The sequence below is a fragment of the Pseudoalteromonas piscicida genome, assembly GCF_002208135.1.
In the GTDB taxonomy this organism is placed as follows: domain Bacteria; phylum Pseudomonadota; class Gammaproteobacteria; order Enterobacterales; family Alteromonadaceae; genus Pseudoalteromonas; species Pseudoalteromonas piscicida_A.
The window spans coordinates 3,063,951-3,081,036 of sequence record NZ_CP021646.1 but is presented as its reverse complement, the minus strand read 5'-3'; the positions used below and the strand labels follow the sequence as shown (position 1 = coordinate 3,081,036).

Below are 17,086 nucleotides of genomic sequence, written 5' to 3'. Positions count from 1 at the left end.
TTAACGACGATAAAATTGCCTAACAGGCGTTAGCGTGGTGGCTGCTTTGTTACATAATATAAACAATACAACATAAATTGACGACTTGAGAAGAAATAAAGCAAAAAACTTCTTCACCAATGATCAATAAAATGCATTGTTGCGGGTAAGTCGGTAATATACTGTTTTTCTGGGTTTATGTTCCCATTTTATACCTTATTTTTGACGAGAATGTAAAATAGAAACGTCAAAATACTAAGGCTATTTTTCACTGAACTTTCGTTGGGTTTTCATAAAATTGTCAATGTTTCATGAATTTTAACTAGACAAATAGAAGACAATTCCCTTTCTTTACAGTAAAGTTAGCCATTTCATGTATCACAATCTCTTGTGCAATTTGTATCTACTCAATCTCTAAAATGGGTAGATAGGCTACTGCACCGTTTGATGTTTAGGTAGTATTGATGGGTCCAAAGCGTTGCGCCGTTGCGTCTGAAGAAAGCTTAATGCGTATATTTACCGTGCCTGAGGCGCCTGATTCAACTTTAAGCAGAATCGAGCAAGAAATCTCGAGCAATCTGGCTGGCTTTTTAAATGAGAATATTGCGGCAATCGAAAAGCCACTGCACGAAGTCGAAAAAGACTTTCAGTCGGCGGTGATCCCCGAAGTGCCAATGTTCGTTTCCGACTATGCGCAAGACATAATGGAGCAATTAGTTGCCCACTCAGTGCATACCGCAGCCCCAAGTTTTATTGGGCATATGACTTCAGCATTACCGCATTTTGTGTTGCCACTGTCTAAGTTGATGGTGGGACTCAATCAGAACCTAGTCAAAATTGAAACGTCAAAAGCCTTTACTCCGCTTGAACGTCAAGTGTTGGGAATGATGCATCACTTGGTTTATGGTAGCGATGATGCTTTCTACGATAAATGGATGCACAGCGCAAAAACGTCACTCGGTGCTTTTTGTTCAGGTGGCACAATTGCAAATATAACCGCGCTTTGGATTGCAAGAAACCGTTTATTGAAGGCAGATGGTAAATTTAAAGGCATTGGTGCATCGGGTATTGTTGCCGCGATGCTACATTATGGCTACCGAGGCTTAGCGGTCTTGGTTTCTGAGAGAGGTCATTACTCACTAGGTAAGGCCGCGGATGTGCTAGGCATTGGCCGCGATAACTTCATTTCAATCAAAACGGCTGGCAACAATAAGGTGGATGTTGATGCCATGCGAGCTAAAGCTCATGAGCTTGAAGCGCAAGGGATTAAAGTACTGGCTTTAGTTGGTGTTGCCGGGACGACCGAAACAGGTAATATTGACCCGTTAGAAGAGATGGCCGATTTAGCTGAGGAGCTCAATTGCCACTTTCATGTCGACGCGGCTTGGGGTGGGGCAACACTGCTGTCGAATAACAATCGCCACCTTCTAAAGGGGGTGGAACGAGCAGATTCAATAACTATAGATGCGCACAAGCAAATGTACGTGCCTATGGGGCGGGCATGGTGTTATTTAAAGATCCAGCAGCATCTGATGCAATTGAGCATCACGCCGAATATATCCTACGTAAGGGCTCTAAAGACTTAGGTAGTCATACCTTAGAGGGGAGTCGTCCGGGTATGGCGATGCTAGTTCACGCCTGTTTGCGCGTTATTGGTCGTCAAGGCTATGAGATGCTCATTGATAAAGGGATTGAAAAGGCGCGGTATTTTGCTGAACTCATTAAACAAACCCCTGATTTTGAGCTGATCTCTGAACCTGAGCTATGTTTGCTGACTTATCGCTATGTGCCTGAGCAAATAAAAGCGGCAATCGCACAAGCGGATGAACAAGAAAAGATAGAGATTTATGCCGCACTTAACCGTTTTACTGCGAGCATGCAAAAGCGTCAGCGTGAAGCAGGCCGCTCTTTTGTTTCTCGAACACGCTTAACGCCAGAGCAATATGACCGCCAACCTACGGTGGTATTCCGAGTGGTTTTGGCCAACCCATTAACATCGGAATCTTTACTTAAAGAAATCATGGATGAGCAACGCCAATTGGCAATGTCAGATCCGGTATTTAAAAAATACCTCGCAAAATATATTAAATAACTAACGAATAAAGTGGCCTCGTGCCACTTTATTATCCTCAGGTTCACTACCTTTTAGCATTACCCTCTTTATGATTTTCTCTACTTATATTCTTATTTCTTACATAATCGTGTGATAAACATAGGTTAATTCTAGTATTTAATACTATGCTTAAAAATCATGGCGCGTTATGCTAGCAGAAAAGAATAAAATCTTCGTATTATGTTGAAGAACTTTAGCAATGTCACTCAGAGGCTTAGGCGGCTCAGCTCGCAAGAGCTTGATGTATCGGGAACATTTCAAAGCTTCCTGATTGATTTACTTGATGAAGGTAAACTTACCTTAGACGTCACTCGGGTTTCTGTTTGGTTGTTTGACGATCTCGATAAACCTTCTGAGCTTATCAATGTTGCTAATACGGATTGGCAGGTGGACGAGTTACCTGTGCAATTGCCCGCCTTAAAGTATGAAAATTTCCCCGCTTATTTTTCAGCAATCAACAGTGGTCAATCGATCGATGCGAGCGACGCTGCAGCCGATCCCAGAACGTCTGAATTTCACGAGTGTTATTTAACGCCGAATCACATAATGACCATGTTAGATACGGTGATCTTTAAAAATGGTATTCCACACGGAGTGGTGTGTTGTGAGGGAAATCATGGCGTACGTACGTGGCACAAAGATGAAATTGCTTTTGCGGAGATGATTGCGGACTGCTGCAGTCGCCGATTACTGGTTAAAGAGTTATGGCAGTTACAGCTGCAACTCACTGATATGGCGTTTAAAGATCCGCTCACTGGATTGAGTAATCGACGTTTTTTAATGGATAACGCAAAACGTGAGATCAGTCGTCATGCACGCTTTGATCATCCATTTAGTATGATGATGCTAGACATAGATCACTTTAAAAAAATCAACGATAGCCATGGTCATGAAACCGGTGATTTGGTGCTTAAGAGCTTTGCCGAGATCTGCGTGAATACCTTAAGGTTAGAAGACTGCATGTGTCGCTTAGGAGGCGAAGAGTTCATTGTGCTGTTGCCGAATACACCAGTAAACTCAGCGATGGTGATAGCAGAGCGCCTGCGACAAGAAATAGAGCAATCGGTTATCTCAACACCGTCAGGGGAGATCACTATTACATCAAGCTTTGGGGTTGCCGAAATCAATACTAACTTGCCTTTTGGTCATTCATTAAAAGCAGTTGACCACGCGGTATATCAAGCCAAAGCCGCGGGCCGTAACTGTGTGATCCCGGCGCAGTAATAGTGGCGTTGAATATGGCAACTTTAATTACTGTCAATTTTCTATTTTGAGCTCAGTTGAACCGTCCAGCTCTGACGCGCTTTACTCTTTGGTTTATCCAATGTCTAAAGCCGTGTGCATAGAGCCATAGCGTGATGCCGGTGAGATTTTTGTGTTGCTGATACAGCGCATCTGGATTTGTAAAAACCCCCAAATCGCGTGTGATACTTTGCTTTTGAATATATGCACCATTTAACGAAAAGCGATTATCGGGTTGCTGTAAACAGGGAGTGGAAATACCAAATCCCGTAAAGCCTTTTGCCTTCGAGAACTGTTGCTGAACCTGTTTAAGGTAGCCGTCATCAATTATGTAACCTTCAAGCTCTACCCAGCGCTCCTCTAAATAAACCTCAACCCAACTATGGATAATACTTTTTGGGGCAAACCATGTCAGTAGGGTAGGAATTAACCCTTGTTTAAGACTGTTGGCTATCTCAAATCCATGAACTCGGGTGGGAATATCACAAGCCCGTAGCAGTGCAACCAATAATGTTCCTTTGGTATTACATTGTCCATAGCCTTGCTTAAGTACTTGGCTTGCAGTTAGTGTATCTGTCTTACTATAACCAAACTCTATGTCGTCTTTGACGAAGTTATAGATTTGCTCCGCTGCCGCGATGGCGTCAAGTTGCTGCCAACCTTTTGCTTCTATTAAGCTTTGGATCTCTGAATGTTGATAATCAACTAAAAGGGTAGTTACTAAAAATTGCTTCATGGTTATGCTCCTATTTTGGTAGCAGTGTGATGCAACTTAGGTAACTAAGCTTGAATAAACTGGCTAAGTTCATGGTTAGTTAATGGGTATACAATTAGATTTTTTTATTTTGTATTTAGGGAAGGAGCCTATGAGAAAAACAACAAAGATTGTTGATAAGGTATGTACTGAGAAAGTACTGAAGCAGAGACCAAGTGACCGCGATGACATATCTTACGGTTATGGAGGGTCGCTTGCATGAAATGGAAAGTCTAATTTTATTTCTTACTACTGACGTTTACTGCCTCAATCTATGATGCATTTACGCTACCGGATCATTTAGCAATAGAATCGAGCATGTTTACTGGGATTGTGTTATTGGTCGCGGATCTCTTAAATGTATTTGGTGCCTTTTGCGTCGCTTATGGCAAGCGTCCTATCACAGATGTGTGGTTTTGGAGCGTGTCATTAGCACTATTTATTGCTGCCAATGTTTACATTCAGATCCAGGCATTTATTCAGTTTCGTATTGGCTATACGGTCGATGAGATGATTGTTCATTCGATTATTTTTCTCGTCGTATTAATCATATCGTCGCTACCTATGGTCAAGCTGATTGATGAAGCTTATAAACGAGGTAGTAAACAGACGGCTTAGTTTAGTCCAATTTGCTTAGTTTATAGCGCTTTGTGTTTTTAATGCCTCAGTCGGTGTAATACCAAACTGCCGTTTAAACGTACGGCTCAAATGAGCACTATCTGCAAACCCTGCGAGCATGGCTGCTTGTGTAAGGTTGTTGCCTTGTTGTATGGCGACAACTGAGCAGATCAGCCTGCGCCACAGCACATAAGGTCGCCACGCTATCCCCACTTGCTCGGTAAACAGATGTAAAAAGCGACTTGGTGAGAGATAAAGTGACTCGGCAATCGTATTTGCGCTGAAGTGACTGGGTTTCAGGCAAGTTTGTGCGTTAAAACAAGCATCTAACTGCGCCAACACACGGCCAATTCTTGGATCTAAATCCGTCGTCGGGAGTTCGGTCAGCTCTACTGCGCGTAATAACTCGGCAAGCTTGGCATTGCTCTTTGGTGCGGTATTTATCTTGATTGCTGCGCAGCTATTGCCTTGTAGTTGCTTGCCATACAAGCTTTTTGGTTCGACTAATATCACCCAGCCTGAGGTCATTTTTAAGCTATGTTCTACGCCACTCGCAATTACGCTTGGGCCAAATAGCGTCTTATCACCGACTTGTGCGAGACAGTCGCTCAAGGGCAGATTAATTTGAATAAGGTGATGTGAATGGCGCGCGGCATTCAAGTCTTTGACAAAGGAGGCGAATATACCCGGAGTGAGGTGCAGCATAAAAACAGCCGAGGCTTTCACCTCGGCGAGCAGTATTAACCAGCGAATGCGTCTTGCAATGGTGGTACAACTTGCTTTTTACGGCTCAGTACGCCGTCTAACCATACTTTGCTTGCTTCAGGCTCAACGTCGTATGCTTTTGCGATGATCGCTTCATCATCAGAAGCGATCAGCATTTGTGAGCCTTCTTTCATGATATCAGTAAGTAGTAGCATCACACTGTGGCGATTACCTTCTTCTTTTAATTTTGCGATATCGGCATGTAGCTCATCTTTGATTTTATCAAATACAGCAAGATCAACCACTTCAAGCTGGCCAATACCAACAAGGTTGCCATTCATGTTAAAGTCTTTGAAATCACGCATGACCAAGTCACGAATTGGTGTGCCTTCAACTGCTGATTTCACCTTGAACATTTCCATGCCAAGCGCTTTAGCATCATCAACACCCGCGATTTTTGCAAGCGCTTCAACACATTTGATATCCGCAGTGGTACAAGTTGGTGATTTGAAGATGACTGTGTCGCTTAGGATTGCACACATCATGATGCCAGCAATGTTTGCTGGGATTTCTACATCGTAGAAGTCGTACATCATTTTAATAATCGTGTTACTACAGCCAACAGGACGGATCCAACACTCAAGTGGTGTTGAGGTTGTAAGGTCGCCTAGTTTGTGGTGATCAACTACACCAACCACAGTTGCTTTATCAATGTCGTCTGGTGCTTGTGTTTTTTCGGTGTGGTCAACGATATACACATCTTCGCCAGCATAGCTCATCTTAAGCTCTGGTGCTTCAAAACCAAAGCGGTCAAGAATAAACTGAGTCTCAGGTGAGACTTCACCCAAACGTGTAGGGATTGCTTCTTCACCAATTTGGTTTTTTAAATAAGCAAGTGCGATTGCACCGCAGATTGAATCTGAATCAGGGATCTTATGACCCACTACATACATTGCCATTGACGGAACTCCTTAAAATTTTGCCCACATTCTAGCAAAATAACTTGTCATTTAAATAGTGTAAATGCGCAATTTGGCGTAGATAGGGTGCGGTTATGACAGATTGTTGAATTAGGCGAAATAGCCTCGGCGTGCAAGGGCTAATTGAGCATGTATAAATGCAAATTAGTATTATACACTAACCGTTCAAACGCTTAGGAGATGGGTATGATTCAAATGAGCCGTAAGGCCTGGAATAATGTGGTGATCTTTTCCATGTTACTGATGATCTTTTTTCTCAACGGCCTTCACTATAAATTGGATCCCAGTGACGACAAAGCAAAGATACAAGCCGTGCTACCAGAACAAAGCTTTGTCCTAACCGTGGCATTTCCTGGCTATAAAATTGAACGTATTGGGACAAGCTGGCGTATAGAGTTACCGCAAGGCTCAAACCAGACCTTTGGTGAAAATGCCTTACGCGCGCTTGTCGCCAAGTGGCAAAATTTACAGCTATTGGTTGTTGAAGCGCCAAAGCTGTCGGCGCCCGCGCTGAGCGCTGCGCAGTTTTGGCTGGCAACTCAAGAGCTTCCGCTTAGCTATCAACTGTATCCTAGCGATGATGGCTTTGTATTATTTGATAAACAACAACAGCGTTGGTTTGAACTTGATACCGTGCAAGCCAAAGCATTATTTCTACCCATAGAATTGTAATACCACCAACCACACAGTAATAGAGTGAATTATGCCTGAGTTACCAGAAGTCGAAGTGAGCCGTTTAGGCATTCAACCGTATTTAGAGCACCACATTATTCAAAACGTAAAAGTACACAATGGTAAGTTGAGATGGCCTGTACCAGAGGAAGTACAATTGCTTGAAGGTGAGAAGGTGCTTGCGGTTAAGCGACGGGCAAAGTATTTGCTTATCGAATCCAAGTATGGCACTGCGATTTTGCATTTGGGAATGTCAGGAAACTTACGTGTTGTTGATAGCACAGAGCCACTAAAAAAGCATGATCATGTGGAGATCATTCTGGCCTCAGGTAAGTCGCTCAGACTGAACGACCCGCGTCGCTTTGGTGCTTTTTTATGGCAAGGTGCGGGCGAAGCTCATAGCGTTTTTGAAAAACTGGGTCCTGAGCCGTTGACCGAGCTTTTTACCGCAGAGTACTTATTTGAAAAAAGCAGAGGCAAAAAGCAGCCGATTAAACAATTTGTTATGGATAATCATGTGGTGGTTGGGGTGGGTAATATTTATGCCAATGAATCTTTGTTTAAAGCGGGGATCCATCCCAAAAAAGAAGCAGGTAAAATTTCACTTAAACGCTACCAATTGTTGACGCCGATCATCAAGGAAACCCTAAGTGCAGCTATCAAACAAGGGGGAACGACACTCAAAGACTTTGCCCAAAGTGATGGTAAACCGGGTTATTTTGCCCAAGAATTATTGGTGTATGGTCGCAAAGGTGAGCCCTGCGTAAGCTGCGAAACACCATTAAAAGAAATACGTCTAGGACAACGCAGCACAGTGTATTGCTCTGAATGTCAGCGCTAGAGCAAAGTGCAGGCTAGGAGCCTGCGGTTTTAAAGTCTATCTTAACTTGGTTTTCTTGCAGTGTTGCTGAGCAAGGGGATAACTGCGGGTTGTTTTATACACGCGGTCAAAAATATGGATTTCAACCCCTGAATGAAGCGCTTTGTTTGCCGCAAGTTTCGTGTTGTCGAGCAAATCGTGTAAGTCGTGATCAAGCTGGCTGAGCTTTTGCTCAAGGTGCTCGGCTTGCTGGCAGTAGTGCATTTGTGTTGCGCCAATTTTAGTTTTGAGTTGCTGCTTTTTAGCGGCGTCTTTTACTAACTCTGCTTTTTCAATCGCTTGCTGTAGTTGATCTAAAGAATCATTGGTGGCGGCGACTTCTTTGAACAGGGTGTCGGTTTCCTGGGTGATTTTGAGACCTTTGCGTGCCAGATAAATCATCATCTTAGCGCCAGACTCACTGCCAATCTCTCCCGCAACCACCATCTGCGCATCGATAATTGAGCCGCCTATCAGCTTGCCACTTGGATGATCGCCAGTGCCAACTTGTATCAGCTTTTGCGCTTTAATATCGCAGTGGTTGCTTTGCTTATTGATAATAATGCTATCGCCTTCAAGGTAAGTATATTGTCCATGGGCAATCTCAACATTGCCTTTGGCGATAAGCTTGCAAGTTAAGCCTTGCTCATTATTTTGATGGTCGACGTGACCTATCACGCCACCTCGCACTTCAATATGACCACCAGCGATAAGTTCCCCAGATTCCACTGTGCCGAGTACTGTAATATCGCCTTGCGCCGTTACGCGCATGCCCGGTTCAATGTTATGGGTGACTACAACGCTGCCATTAAAGTCGACATGGCCACTTTTTACTGTGACATCGGCAATCGTAAATACATCATCCACGCGCATACCGTTGGCGATATCTGAGGGGCAACCCGCGATGGTTGCGATAAGCTCTAGTGGGTTGTTGGGGTTGATCTCTGTGCCTTCACCCGCCATAAGCTGAAATGAGTCGCCGGGCTTTGCTTCAATGCTCTCGCCGGTAACCGTAAAGCCTTCTTTACCCGGCGTTGCGGGCTTTTGAGTAATCAGTAAATCACCCGGTGCAACGCTTGCAAGCTTGCCAAAATCACGCATGTCAACGGTGCCATCTTCACGCATTTTAGGTTGCTTGAGTCTCTCTTTTAAAGTTTGTACATGCGGCAGTAATTTCGCAGACTGGCCGTCTTGTGGTGGCCGGCCTTGGGCGATTAAGCCAGATGCTTCTTCACCAGGGGGAAGTTCAAATTGTTTGCGCAGGATATTTTCAAGGTAGGCTTGCTTATAACCACGGCTGACGCCCGCTTTAACAATGGCTTTTTTCGCTTCTTCTAACGATATCGCTTTGCCGCCACGAGCTGTTTTCAGTTGCCCAAAGGCCTGCATTTTATCGTCACTTAGGGTGACTTCAAATTCGGCATCATGTTGTTTAGCAACGACAATTTGGCTCTCGGGGAAGTCGCTTTGGAAAAAGGCATTAATCGAGTCGTGATCAATTTCGCAGTCTGCAAATTGCGACTTTTCAAGGGCTTCAATTACAAAAGCTGCACTCGGCGGTGAAGCTGACTTCACATCCATTAAGATGTTGCCATTGTGCGCAAGCTTGAACACGATAACTGCCTCGTCGAATTTTTTTATCCTATAGTTTCAGCTTGCTAAATAAACATCAATTGGTCAAGTGCTTAGTCCAATTTTCTTACGTTAATATGCGTTAAGTAAAAAAACAGCAATAAATCGCGACTTTCCAATACTTTCGGGCGAATAAAAATCAGTGTGCTTAAAATTGTGCGTCCTTATCACGCGCTTCTTGCAACAGGATTTTTATCGCTTCAGGAACAACCTTTTTTTGCGTTGAAATCGCATAAAAATACTCATAAATATTAGGCAGTTCCTGATATTGCTGTAGCACCCCTTGGGCTATTTCGTCTTTTACTACTACGGCTGGTAAAACGGCCACCGCGCCACTATCCCGTGCCAGCAGTCGCATCATCGCCATATCGTCGACCTCTGCTAAAATGTTGGGAAAATACTGAAACTGAGCGCATAGTGCATTAAATGCGGTGCGTAAATCTGAGTTGGCAGGTGGCAAGATCCAGCGTGTTTTTTCAAAGCCTTGTGGAAATGACGTGCTTGGCTTGAGCGCTGGTGGGCCAATGATCGCGAGCGGTTGCTTGGCAACCAGTTGGCACTGCCAATAGGGATCTGAAGTGTCTAGGTTTATTGTTCGGTTGGTAAGCACTAAGTCCAGCTCATAATTGGTTAAGCCGTTGAGTAGCTCAGAAATACTGCCTGACTTTAACTTAAATTGCACATCGCTGCGTCGCATCAAAGGACTAATAAAAGCTTCTACAAAGTTACGTGACAATGTGGTCAACACCCCAATAGTCACATGGGTAGTCGACTGCACTCCCTTACTTAGCAAGGCTTCGAGCTCTTGCCCCGTGGTAAAAATATCATCGGCATAGCTCAGCACTTTTTTACCCTGATCGGTGAGCATTAGGCTACGGCCGACACGTTCAAATAGCGATACTCCGATATTATATTCCAACTGTTTGATTTGCGCCGAGAGCGCAGACTGCGAGACATGTAATTCTTTAGCAGCTTGAGTCAGGTTCCCGAGCTTGGCAACCTGCCAAAAGTAGTAAAGATGGTGATAATTAAGTCGGCTCATCTATGTATAAGTAAAACAGAACGAATAGTTAAATTATATCTATTTTTATTAAATTAAAAAGGTTGGAATAATGACCTAATTCAAGACTTAGGTGAGAAGCATAGAAAGTGATGATTAATATCTTAGTGGTGTTGTTGCTATTACACTTTTTGATTGCTGCGTCTTTCATGAGCAAAGCGTCTCGTAGTAACGCAGGCTTATTTCGTATCGCGAACGGTTTTGCCATCGGTGTAGCAGTTTGTATCTCTCTTGGCTGGGGGAGTTGGGCAAGGCAAGGTGATATCGCCAGTAGCTTGTTTGAAATAAACTTTTTACGGCTTAGCGTGGTGTCATTGATTGGCTTTATGAGCTTTATATTACTGCGTTACTCTATTCACTATTTACATGGTGAAAAACACCGTGGCCGTTATTTTCACTATTTACTCACCACATTACTGAGCGTGACTGTCGTGGTGCTGAGTAATCACTTAATCCTATTTTGGTTGGCTTGGATCGGCATAAGTTTGAGCCTGCATCGTTTACTGCTGTTTTATCCTAATCGCCCGAGAGCGGCATTGGCTGCACACAAAAAGTTTATTTTGGCGCGCTTGGCAGAAAGTGCATTACTGGGGGCTTTTATTTGTATCTACCTCAGCACTGGTATGCTTCAGCTTAATGACATCACTGCCTATTACTTAACTCACTCAACGACACTGACTGTGCTAGAACAATTGGCAGCTGGCTTACTTGCAGTTGTGGCGCTGATAAAGTGCGCGCAATTACCTGTGCATGGCTGGTTGATGCAAGTCGTTGAGTCACCCACACCGGTGAGTGCTTTGCTGCATGCAGGGATCATTAATCTGGGTGGTTTTTTAGTAATGGTTTTTGGCCCGTTGATTTTACGCGTAGAAGCAGCGAAATGGTTGCTTTTGATTGTGGCAGGAATTACGACATTATTGGCTGCGCTTATCATGACAACGCGGATCAGTTTGAAAGTACGCTTGGCATGGTCAACCTGTGCACAGATGGGACTGATGCTAGTGGAGTGTGCTTTGGGACTATATGAATTAGCGCTGCTGCATCTATTGGCGCATTCAGCCTACAAGGCTCACGCATTTTTAAACTCAAGCCAGTGGATCCATGAAGATTTAACTCGTCGCTTGAGCGACCAACTCGAATCGCCTTTGTGGCAATGGCTTATTGCACTTGTCGTGGCAACAGGTCTTACTACAGCAGCTGCAGTGGTCATTGAATATCAAGGTCCTATCAGTATTTGGGGATTAATGGTTGGCGCATTAACGGTGTGGCTAGCGCTGCGTTTTGAGGCGCAAACCCCTAGTAGCTATTTTAGAATTATCACCGCAGCCGTGGTGTTATTGGCAGCCTATAGTGCGCAAAAGTGGCTATTGCACTTGGTGGTCGCGCTACCGAATGATCTCAGGGCGCAAGCACTCGATGGCGCCGATATTTGGCTGCTCGCCTTAGTGGTGGTACTCATCGTCGTAAATTATCTGCTCTATTACCGCGCACATTTGGTTACGGTGCAAAAACTCTCTCGGGTGTTGTATGCCGGCCTGTACTTAGACGAGTGGATGACGCGATTAACCATATTACTTTGGCCCGTCCATTTGCCAAGTATTAAAAAGCAAAAACACCTAGCCATTCATCGCTATGCTGCAGGGCACGAGGAGCAGAAGTAATGATCGACACACAAGACAACAAACAGACTCAGTTATCCAAGCCGCAACTGCAACAACTACTGAATGCTGAAACACGTATTGCGCCAACTTGGCCGCTCGATCAATTGATCGCAGTGAATCCGTTTTGGGGGATGCGCGATCTGCCTTTTGATGCTGTGGTCAATAAAATGAGTGCGTTGGCACAGGTTAGAATGCTGATGCCCGTGGCATTTTATCTAGAAAAATGGCAGCAAGAGGCGATTTCAGAGCAAGCGTTGCAGCAGTCTGCGGCACATTACGGGGTGGATCGCAGCACCAATGCACTACTTAATTGGCTCAAGAAAAGTCACTGTGGCGAGTTGCCACATTGGCATACATTAGCCGACCTGCTTGACCGCTATCGCTCTGAGCACAAGATGCCATGGCAAGAGGAGATCAGCCACCAAATCAGTCAATTTTGCGCTGCGCATTATCAGCAGGTACAGCCTATTCTCAAACAAACCCAAGGTGAAGATAGACTCTGTTTATATCGTCACTGGCATGAAACCGTATCGCGAGATTTGGGAATAAGCATCGTCATGGGGGAGTCGGGTTTAGTTGATTACTTTAAGGCTTTGCCAACGTCTCCTGAGTCTTTAATTGCACTTGCTGTTGACACCTTAGAGATTGGTTTTAATGAGCTGAGTGATTATGCACACATGCTACTGTTAGATATTAATGGTTGGGCATCTTGGGCGGCTTATGAACGCTGGCAAGCAGATCTTGCTCAGCATCCGGCTTCCGATATGCGTGCGTTATTGGCCATTCGAATGGCGTGGGAGCTGGTGATTTGGCGTTATGTGAGTGAGCGCCATCCAACGACCTTTACCCGAATTCAATACCATTGGAGCAAGCAAAAGCAGCAACTTGCTGAGATTGTGCTTGAACATAAAAAAGCATTGTTGCCGCGCCTGGTATTTCAGCGGGCACTCGAGCTCAGTTATCAAGCCACTTTAGTGGGGCAGCTAAAGACTCAACAGGTAAAATCTGACGGGGCTCGTGAGCAAGCCACACCGACCTTACAAGCGGCTTTTTGTATTGATGTGCGCTCAGAGGTGATCCGCCGTGCGTTAGAAACTCAAAACGCAGGCATTCAAACCATAGGTTATGCTGGATTTTTTGGCCTACCGATTGATTATCATGCGACTAACTGCCGTTTTAGTCGGCCACAGTTACCCGGATTATTAAAAGCACCAATCACCGCAATACAAACGCCCGCACCCCAGCATCTTGCCACAAAGCGTCAGCAAGCTGGCCGTTGGCATAGCTGGTCTCATTCTGCCGCGGCTTCATTTTCGATGGTGGAGTCGATGGGGATGAGTTACTTTTATCAGCTATTTAGCAAAGTGTTTTCACTGCAAAAAACCCAGCACCCCGTCGATAGCCATATTGATTCAAGGAAGTGGCAATTAAAACAAGGTGAATACGAAGTTACTGTTTTGGAGCAAGCTAAACTCGCAGCAGGCATCTTAAAAGGGATGGGACTGACTGAATTTGCTGATACAGTCCTATTGGTTGGCCACGGAGCACATACCACCAATAATTTACATGAAGCCGGACTGCAATGTGGTGCATGTGGCGGGCAGTCGGGAGAAGTGAATGTTAAAGTACTCGCGCAACTTCTTAATGACCAAGCGGTACGCGCAGAATTAATTGCGCTGGGCATCACTATTCCGTCGCAAACGCGGTTTGTTGCAGCGCTACATAATACTACCACTGAAACAATAATCCTTTATAGTGAAGTAGATATAGAGGTAACCGGCTGGTTAAAGCAGGCAGCGCATCTGGCTCGAGCAGAGCGCGCTCATACACTCGCGATAACTGGTAAGGAATTATCCGAGCAGCAATTAGAGCAGCAATTTATAGCCCGGACTAAAGATTGGTCTCAAGTCAGGCCTGAATGGGGCCTTGCCAACAATGCAGCATTTGTGGTTGCGCCGAGACAAGTTACGCAGGGAGTTGACTTGCAAGGCCGAGTCTTTTTGCACGAATACAGCGCCGAGCAAGATCAAGACTTTAGTCAGTTAACTGCTATTTTAACCGCCCCTATGCTTGTCACTAACTGGATCAATATGCAATATAACGCTTCGGTAACCGATACCCACAAATACGGCAGTGGTAATAAGGTGTTGCATAATGTAGTGGGGGGCAGAATTGGAGTGTTTGAAGGCAATGGCGGAGATTTGCGAATTGGTCTGCCAATGCAATCCGTTCACAATGGTGACAAATGGATGCATACCCCACAACGCTTAAGTGTAATTGTACAAGCACCAACCGAAGCGCTTGAGCAAATTATGACAGCACACCCAGTTGTAAAACAATTGGTAGAAAACGAGTGGCTTTATCTTCTGTCTATTTCGCCTAATTGTAACGAAGTTAGACGATTTGATAACAGTAAGTGGGAACTTCTTTGAATTCAAACGAAACTCGTTGCAACTTAACAAGTTATTGTGCAGAGTATTGCAGAAATTGAAAGGTGTGGCTGGACGCTACGTAAACAAGACGACCTCCTAGCCACCGACATTGGACTGTTTATACAAGGAGGCTGCTAGTGGCTTTTGATTATGGCTCTATTGATTTAGGGCTTAAAAACCCATTTAAAACGGAAGGTAAAATCACAGCTATTCGTGGTGCAATACAAGCTATTGCGGGAATTGCATTATTGGTGATTGCCGCAAGCTCCGTTAAGAGCGATGCAGGTATGGGTTGGATCGTCATGCTATTTGGCATGTTGATTTTAGGCCTTGGGATCACCTCTCTTGCGAAAGGGATATACGCAACGCTGCGCTTCTTTGTGGGTCGTAACCACCCCACCTCTTTAGCTTATAACTTTAGCAAATCAGAAACTTCAACCGCCCAGCAAGAAAAAGCCGATGTGGCTTATCGTGCTAAAACGCTAGAAGAAATGTTGATTGGCCGAAAAAACAGCACATTTGTAGAGCCTAAGGGCTTCTTATCGCGTTTACTCCATAGCATTGCACCTAAATTACTTTTTCTCCCTTACCCCATCAGAAATATGAGCCAGCGCTTATTTGGTGCATGGGTGAGTACATTAACCGCATTAGTACTTTATGGTGTGGTGGCGTTTGTATCACTATCGGGCTTTGCCGGTGATGCTGGGGAGCTTTCCTTTCCAATCTATAGCACCTTATTGATGATATATATTTTGTCATGCTGGTATAGCGCGGCTAAACCGATTTCACGCAAAGCGGAACATGCTATTGAATCTTTGGGGAGCGCGACCCTCACTAAAGTGATTTCGCTCTCTTTTGTGCTACCAATCCTGATAGGCTTAACCTTGTCTTACATCATGGATGACGGAAAGTTAAGTAAAGCCGATATTGAGCTCTTTTTTGCGCCGTTGCCTAGTCTTCATACTTGGGCTTATCTCACTGGCGTTATCGTGCTTGCACTTGGCTGTAGCGCCATTATTGCTGTTATGCTTAAAGCGCGTTTAGACAAAGTAAACCCAGTGGTTGAAGTGTCTGAGTTAAGAGAGAACTGGCAAGAATCAGTACATCCAAACGAGATATTTATTAACCTCGACAACTTGGTGATGGCTAATCGCCGTTATAAGGAAGTACCAAACCGGGTTTATCGTGAGCTAGATCCCAGCTTGCAAGAACAAGTTGATGGTAAAGGTGGCTTTAAAGGCGAAATGATCCAAGAAGTACAACCTAAAGTTCTACCCCTAGATTTAGGTCAATCATTTGAACGCTTTAGGTTTTTATCCTTGCTTGGCGGTAATTTGCTACTGCTAGTAACCCTTGGATTAAGCGTCTTTTTTGCTTATGCCGTAGTAGATATTTACCACTATGTAATGAGCGCTAATATCAGTAATTTTTCTAATGCCTTCAGCGAAGAAAACATCGCGTCATTCAGCGCCGTTGTGATGGTAGCCGTACATTTACTGCTAAGTGGCTTATTGATTAAATCGTTTGCGTCAATGTTAACTAATGCTGCGCACGTATTCTATGCCGAGATGCAGTTTGAATCTCTGCTGGTTTATTTTAAATGTGAAGGTACATTTACTGAGTCTAAAATATCAACAGGTACTGGCATTCACGATTCCACACGATCTGAAAACACACTAGTACGCAGTAGTATTACCCCTTGGGTAGTGGTGTCGAGAATTGTATCAACGACCTTTGCTGCCACGGGCATGAAAAACCTAGAGCACCCAAGACATATTTTAGAAATGCATAAAGACGATGCACAGCTAAGTGACATCCGTAAAGATGTGATTAGCTTCTTAAAAGACCGAGAATCCATCGCCGCAATTACCAGCGAGCGTGATTTAGGCAATGCCTCACAAGTATACCAACTCAATCAGCAAACGAGAGCGGTGGATAAAAACCATCAACTGCGTACAAGTAGTGATGAAGCAGGTGCTTACCTGCGCCGAGAAGAAGCATTCGAAAACAAAGAAGAGTAACAGATAAGTGCCACCCTCGGGTGGCAATTTTGTTGAAGCTAGTGAGCTTTATTCAATATATTTTTTGAATTTGCTCATTGAGTGGTAATCTAAAAATTAAAAAATTCAAAAGCTTACTGAAAATAAATCGCTCAAAAATGCCTGTTTTTCCACCAAACTGCCCACCACTTGTCTATGGCTTATACTAAATCTAAGTGGTTAGCAATGGAAAAACAGTGCCGTTTTTATGCTGCTGTTAGGACTTAAAAATAGCAGTTTTGAAGGGCTTTATCGAGTGATTTTCAACACTCCATTTATTTATGGATACAATAGTGTCCACTTTCTGCTTTATTTCGCTATAATAGATATAACTGTATCC

The 17,086-nt window shown here is 44.2% G+C and carries 11 protein-coding genes and 2 pseudogenes; 8 read left to right on the top strand and 5 right to left on the bottom strand.

The window, feature by feature from the left end; genetic code table 11:
* Window positions 1-443 precede the first annotated feature (443 nt).
* Both panP and B1L02_RS14305 read left to right on the top strand, forming a co-directional pair.
* Window positions 444-1,705: pseudogene (gene panP, locus B1L02_RS14310) on the top strand (pyridoxal-dependent aspartate 1-decarboxylase PanP); the annotation flags it as partial.
* A gap of 567 nt (window positions 1,706-2,272) precedes the next feature.
* Complete coding sequence (locus B1L02_RS14305) at window positions 2,273-3,316, top strand: sensor domain-containing diguanylate cyclase (protein ID WP_088531559.1); 1,044 nt, start codon at window positions 2,273-2,275, stop codon at window positions 3,314-3,316.
* A 52-nt stretch (window positions 3,317-3,368) separates the two neighbouring features.
* Here the strand turns inward: B1L02_RS14305 and B1L02_RS14300 are convergent, their stop codons facing one another.
* Entirely contained in the window at window positions 3,369-4,070 is a 702-nt protein-coding gene (locus B1L02_RS14300; RefSeq protein WP_088531558.1) for a transglutaminase-like domain-containing protein, read from the bottom strand.
* Between the two features lie 336 nt (window positions 4,071-4,406).
* On the opposite strand from B1L02_RS14300, the gene B1L02_RS14295 reads away from it, so the two are divergent.
* Window positions 4,407-4,706: a hypothetical protein gene (locus B1L02_RS14295; protein WP_223191996.1), complete on the top strand. Its 300-nt coding sequence runs from the start codon at window positions 4,407-4,409 to the stop codon at window positions 4,704-4,706.
* Between the two features lie 15 nt (window positions 4,707-4,721).
* Here B1L02_RS14295 and B1L02_RS14290 read toward each other — a convergent pair whose 3' ends face one another.
* Both B1L02_RS14290 and B1L02_RS14285 read right to left on the bottom strand, forming a co-directional pair.
* Window positions 4,722-5,411, bottom strand: coding sequence for a helix-turn-helix transcriptional regulator (locus B1L02_RS14290; protein ID WP_088531557.1), 690 nt, complete (start codon window positions 5,409-5,411; stop codon window positions 4,722-4,724).
* Window positions 5,412-5,446: 35 nt separating this feature from the next.
* Window positions 5,447-6,370 carry a manganese-dependent inorganic pyrophosphatase gene (locus tag B1L02_RS14285; protein ID WP_088531556.1) on the bottom strand — a complete coding sequence of 308 codons (924 nt, stop codon included), beginning with the start codon at window positions 6,368-6,370 and terminating at the stop codon, window positions 5,447-5,449.
* 207 nt (window positions 6,371-6,577) lie between these two features.
* Here B1L02_RS14285 and B1L02_RS14280 point away from each other — a divergent pair, with 207 nt between their 5' ends.
* Window positions 6,578-7,063, top strand: coding sequence for a hypothetical protein (locus tag B1L02_RS14280; protein ID WP_088531555.1), 486 nt, complete (start codon window positions 6,578-6,580; stop codon window positions 7,061-7,063).
* A gap of 31 nt (window positions 7,064-7,094) precedes the next feature.
* A complete protein-coding gene (gene mutM / locus B1L02_RS14275) occupies window positions 7,095-7,904 on the top strand; it encodes a bifunctional DNA-formamidopyrimidine glycosylase/DNA-(apurinic or apyrimidinic site) lyase (protein ID WP_088531554.1) in 810 nt (269 codons plus the stop codon).
* Window positions 7,905-7,917: 13 nt separating this feature from the next.
* Here the strand turns inward: mutM and B1L02_RS14270 are convergent.
* Together B1L02_RS14270 and B1L02_RS14265 are read right to left on the bottom strand one after the other, a co-directional pair.
* Window positions 7,918-9,536, bottom strand: a pseudogene (locus tag B1L02_RS14270) (DUF342 domain-containing protein).
* 166 nt (window positions 9,537-9,702) lie between these two features.
* Entirely contained in the window at window positions 9,703-10,596 is an 894-nt protein-coding gene (locus tag B1L02_RS14265) for a LysR family transcriptional regulator (RefSeq protein ID WP_088531553.1), read from the bottom strand.
* 110 nt (window positions 10,597-10,706) lie between these two features.
* Between B1L02_RS14265 and B1L02_RS14260 the strand changes: the two genes are divergently transcribed.
* The 3 genes from B1L02_RS14260 to B1L02_RS14250 all read left to right on the top strand — a co-directional run bounded on the left by B1L02_RS14260 (window position 10,707) and on the right by B1L02_RS14250 (window position 16,728).
* Window positions 10,707-12,275 (top strand): NADH-quinone oxidoreductase subunit L, encoded by a 1,569-nt coding sequence (locus B1L02_RS14260; protein ID WP_088531552.1) that lies wholly within the window; start codon window positions 10,707-10,709, stop codon window positions 12,273-12,275.
* On the top strand, window positions 12,275-14,707 hold the full coding sequence (locus B1L02_RS14255; protein ID WP_088531551.1) for a YbcC family protein: 2,433 nt from the start codon (window positions 12,275-12,277) through the stop codon (window positions 14,705-14,707). Before B1L02_RS14260 ends, B1L02_RS14255 begins: the two co-directional genes overlap by 1 nt.
* A 137-nt stretch (window positions 14,708-14,844) precedes the next feature.
* The gene (locus tag B1L02_RS14250) at window positions 14,845-16,728 is read left to right on the top strand and encodes a hypothetical protein (protein WP_088531550.1); all 1,884 of its coding nucleotides are present in this window, start codon (window positions 14,845-14,847) and stop codon (window positions 16,726-16,728) included.
* Window positions 16,729-17,086 lie beyond the last annotated feature (358 nt).

Coding starts and splice junctions, on each gene's coding strand:
- B1L02_RS14305 (WP_088531559.1), top strand. CDS start 2,273: ATGTTGAAGAACTTTAGCAATGTCACTCAGAGGCTTAGGCGGCTCAGC.
- B1L02_RS14300 (WP_088531558.1), bottom strand. CDS start 4,070: ATGAAGCAATTTTTAGTAACTACCCTTTTAGTTGATTATCAACATTCA.
- B1L02_RS14295 (WP_223191996.1), top strand. CDS start 4,407: ATGTTTACTGGGATTGTGTTATTGGTCGCGGATCTCTTAAATGTATTT.
- B1L02_RS14290 (WP_088531557.1), bottom strand. CDS start 5,411: ATGCTGCACCTCACTCCGGGTATATTCGCCTCCTTTGTCAAAGACTTG.
- B1L02_RS14285 (WP_088531556.1), bottom strand. CDS start 6,370: ATGGCAATGTATGTAGTGGGTCATAAGATCCCTGATTCAGATTCAATC.
- B1L02_RS14280 (WP_088531555.1), top strand. CDS start 6,578: ATGATTCAAATGAGCCGTAAGGCCTGGAATAATGTGGTGATCTTTTCC.
- mutM (WP_088531554.1), top strand. CDS start 7,095: ATGCCTGAGTTACCAGAAGTCGAAGTGAGCCGTTTAGGCATTCAACCG.
- B1L02_RS14265 (WP_088531553.1), bottom strand. CDS start 10,596: ATGAGCCGACTTAATTATCACCATCTTTACTACTTTTGGCAGGTTGCC.
- B1L02_RS14260 (WP_088531552.1), top strand. CDS start 10,707: ATGATTAATATCTTAGTGGTGTTGTTGCTATTACACTTTTTGATTGCT.
- B1L02_RS14255 (WP_088531551.1), top strand. CDS start 12,275: ATGATCGACACACAAGACAACAAACAGACTCAGTTATCCAAGCCGCAA.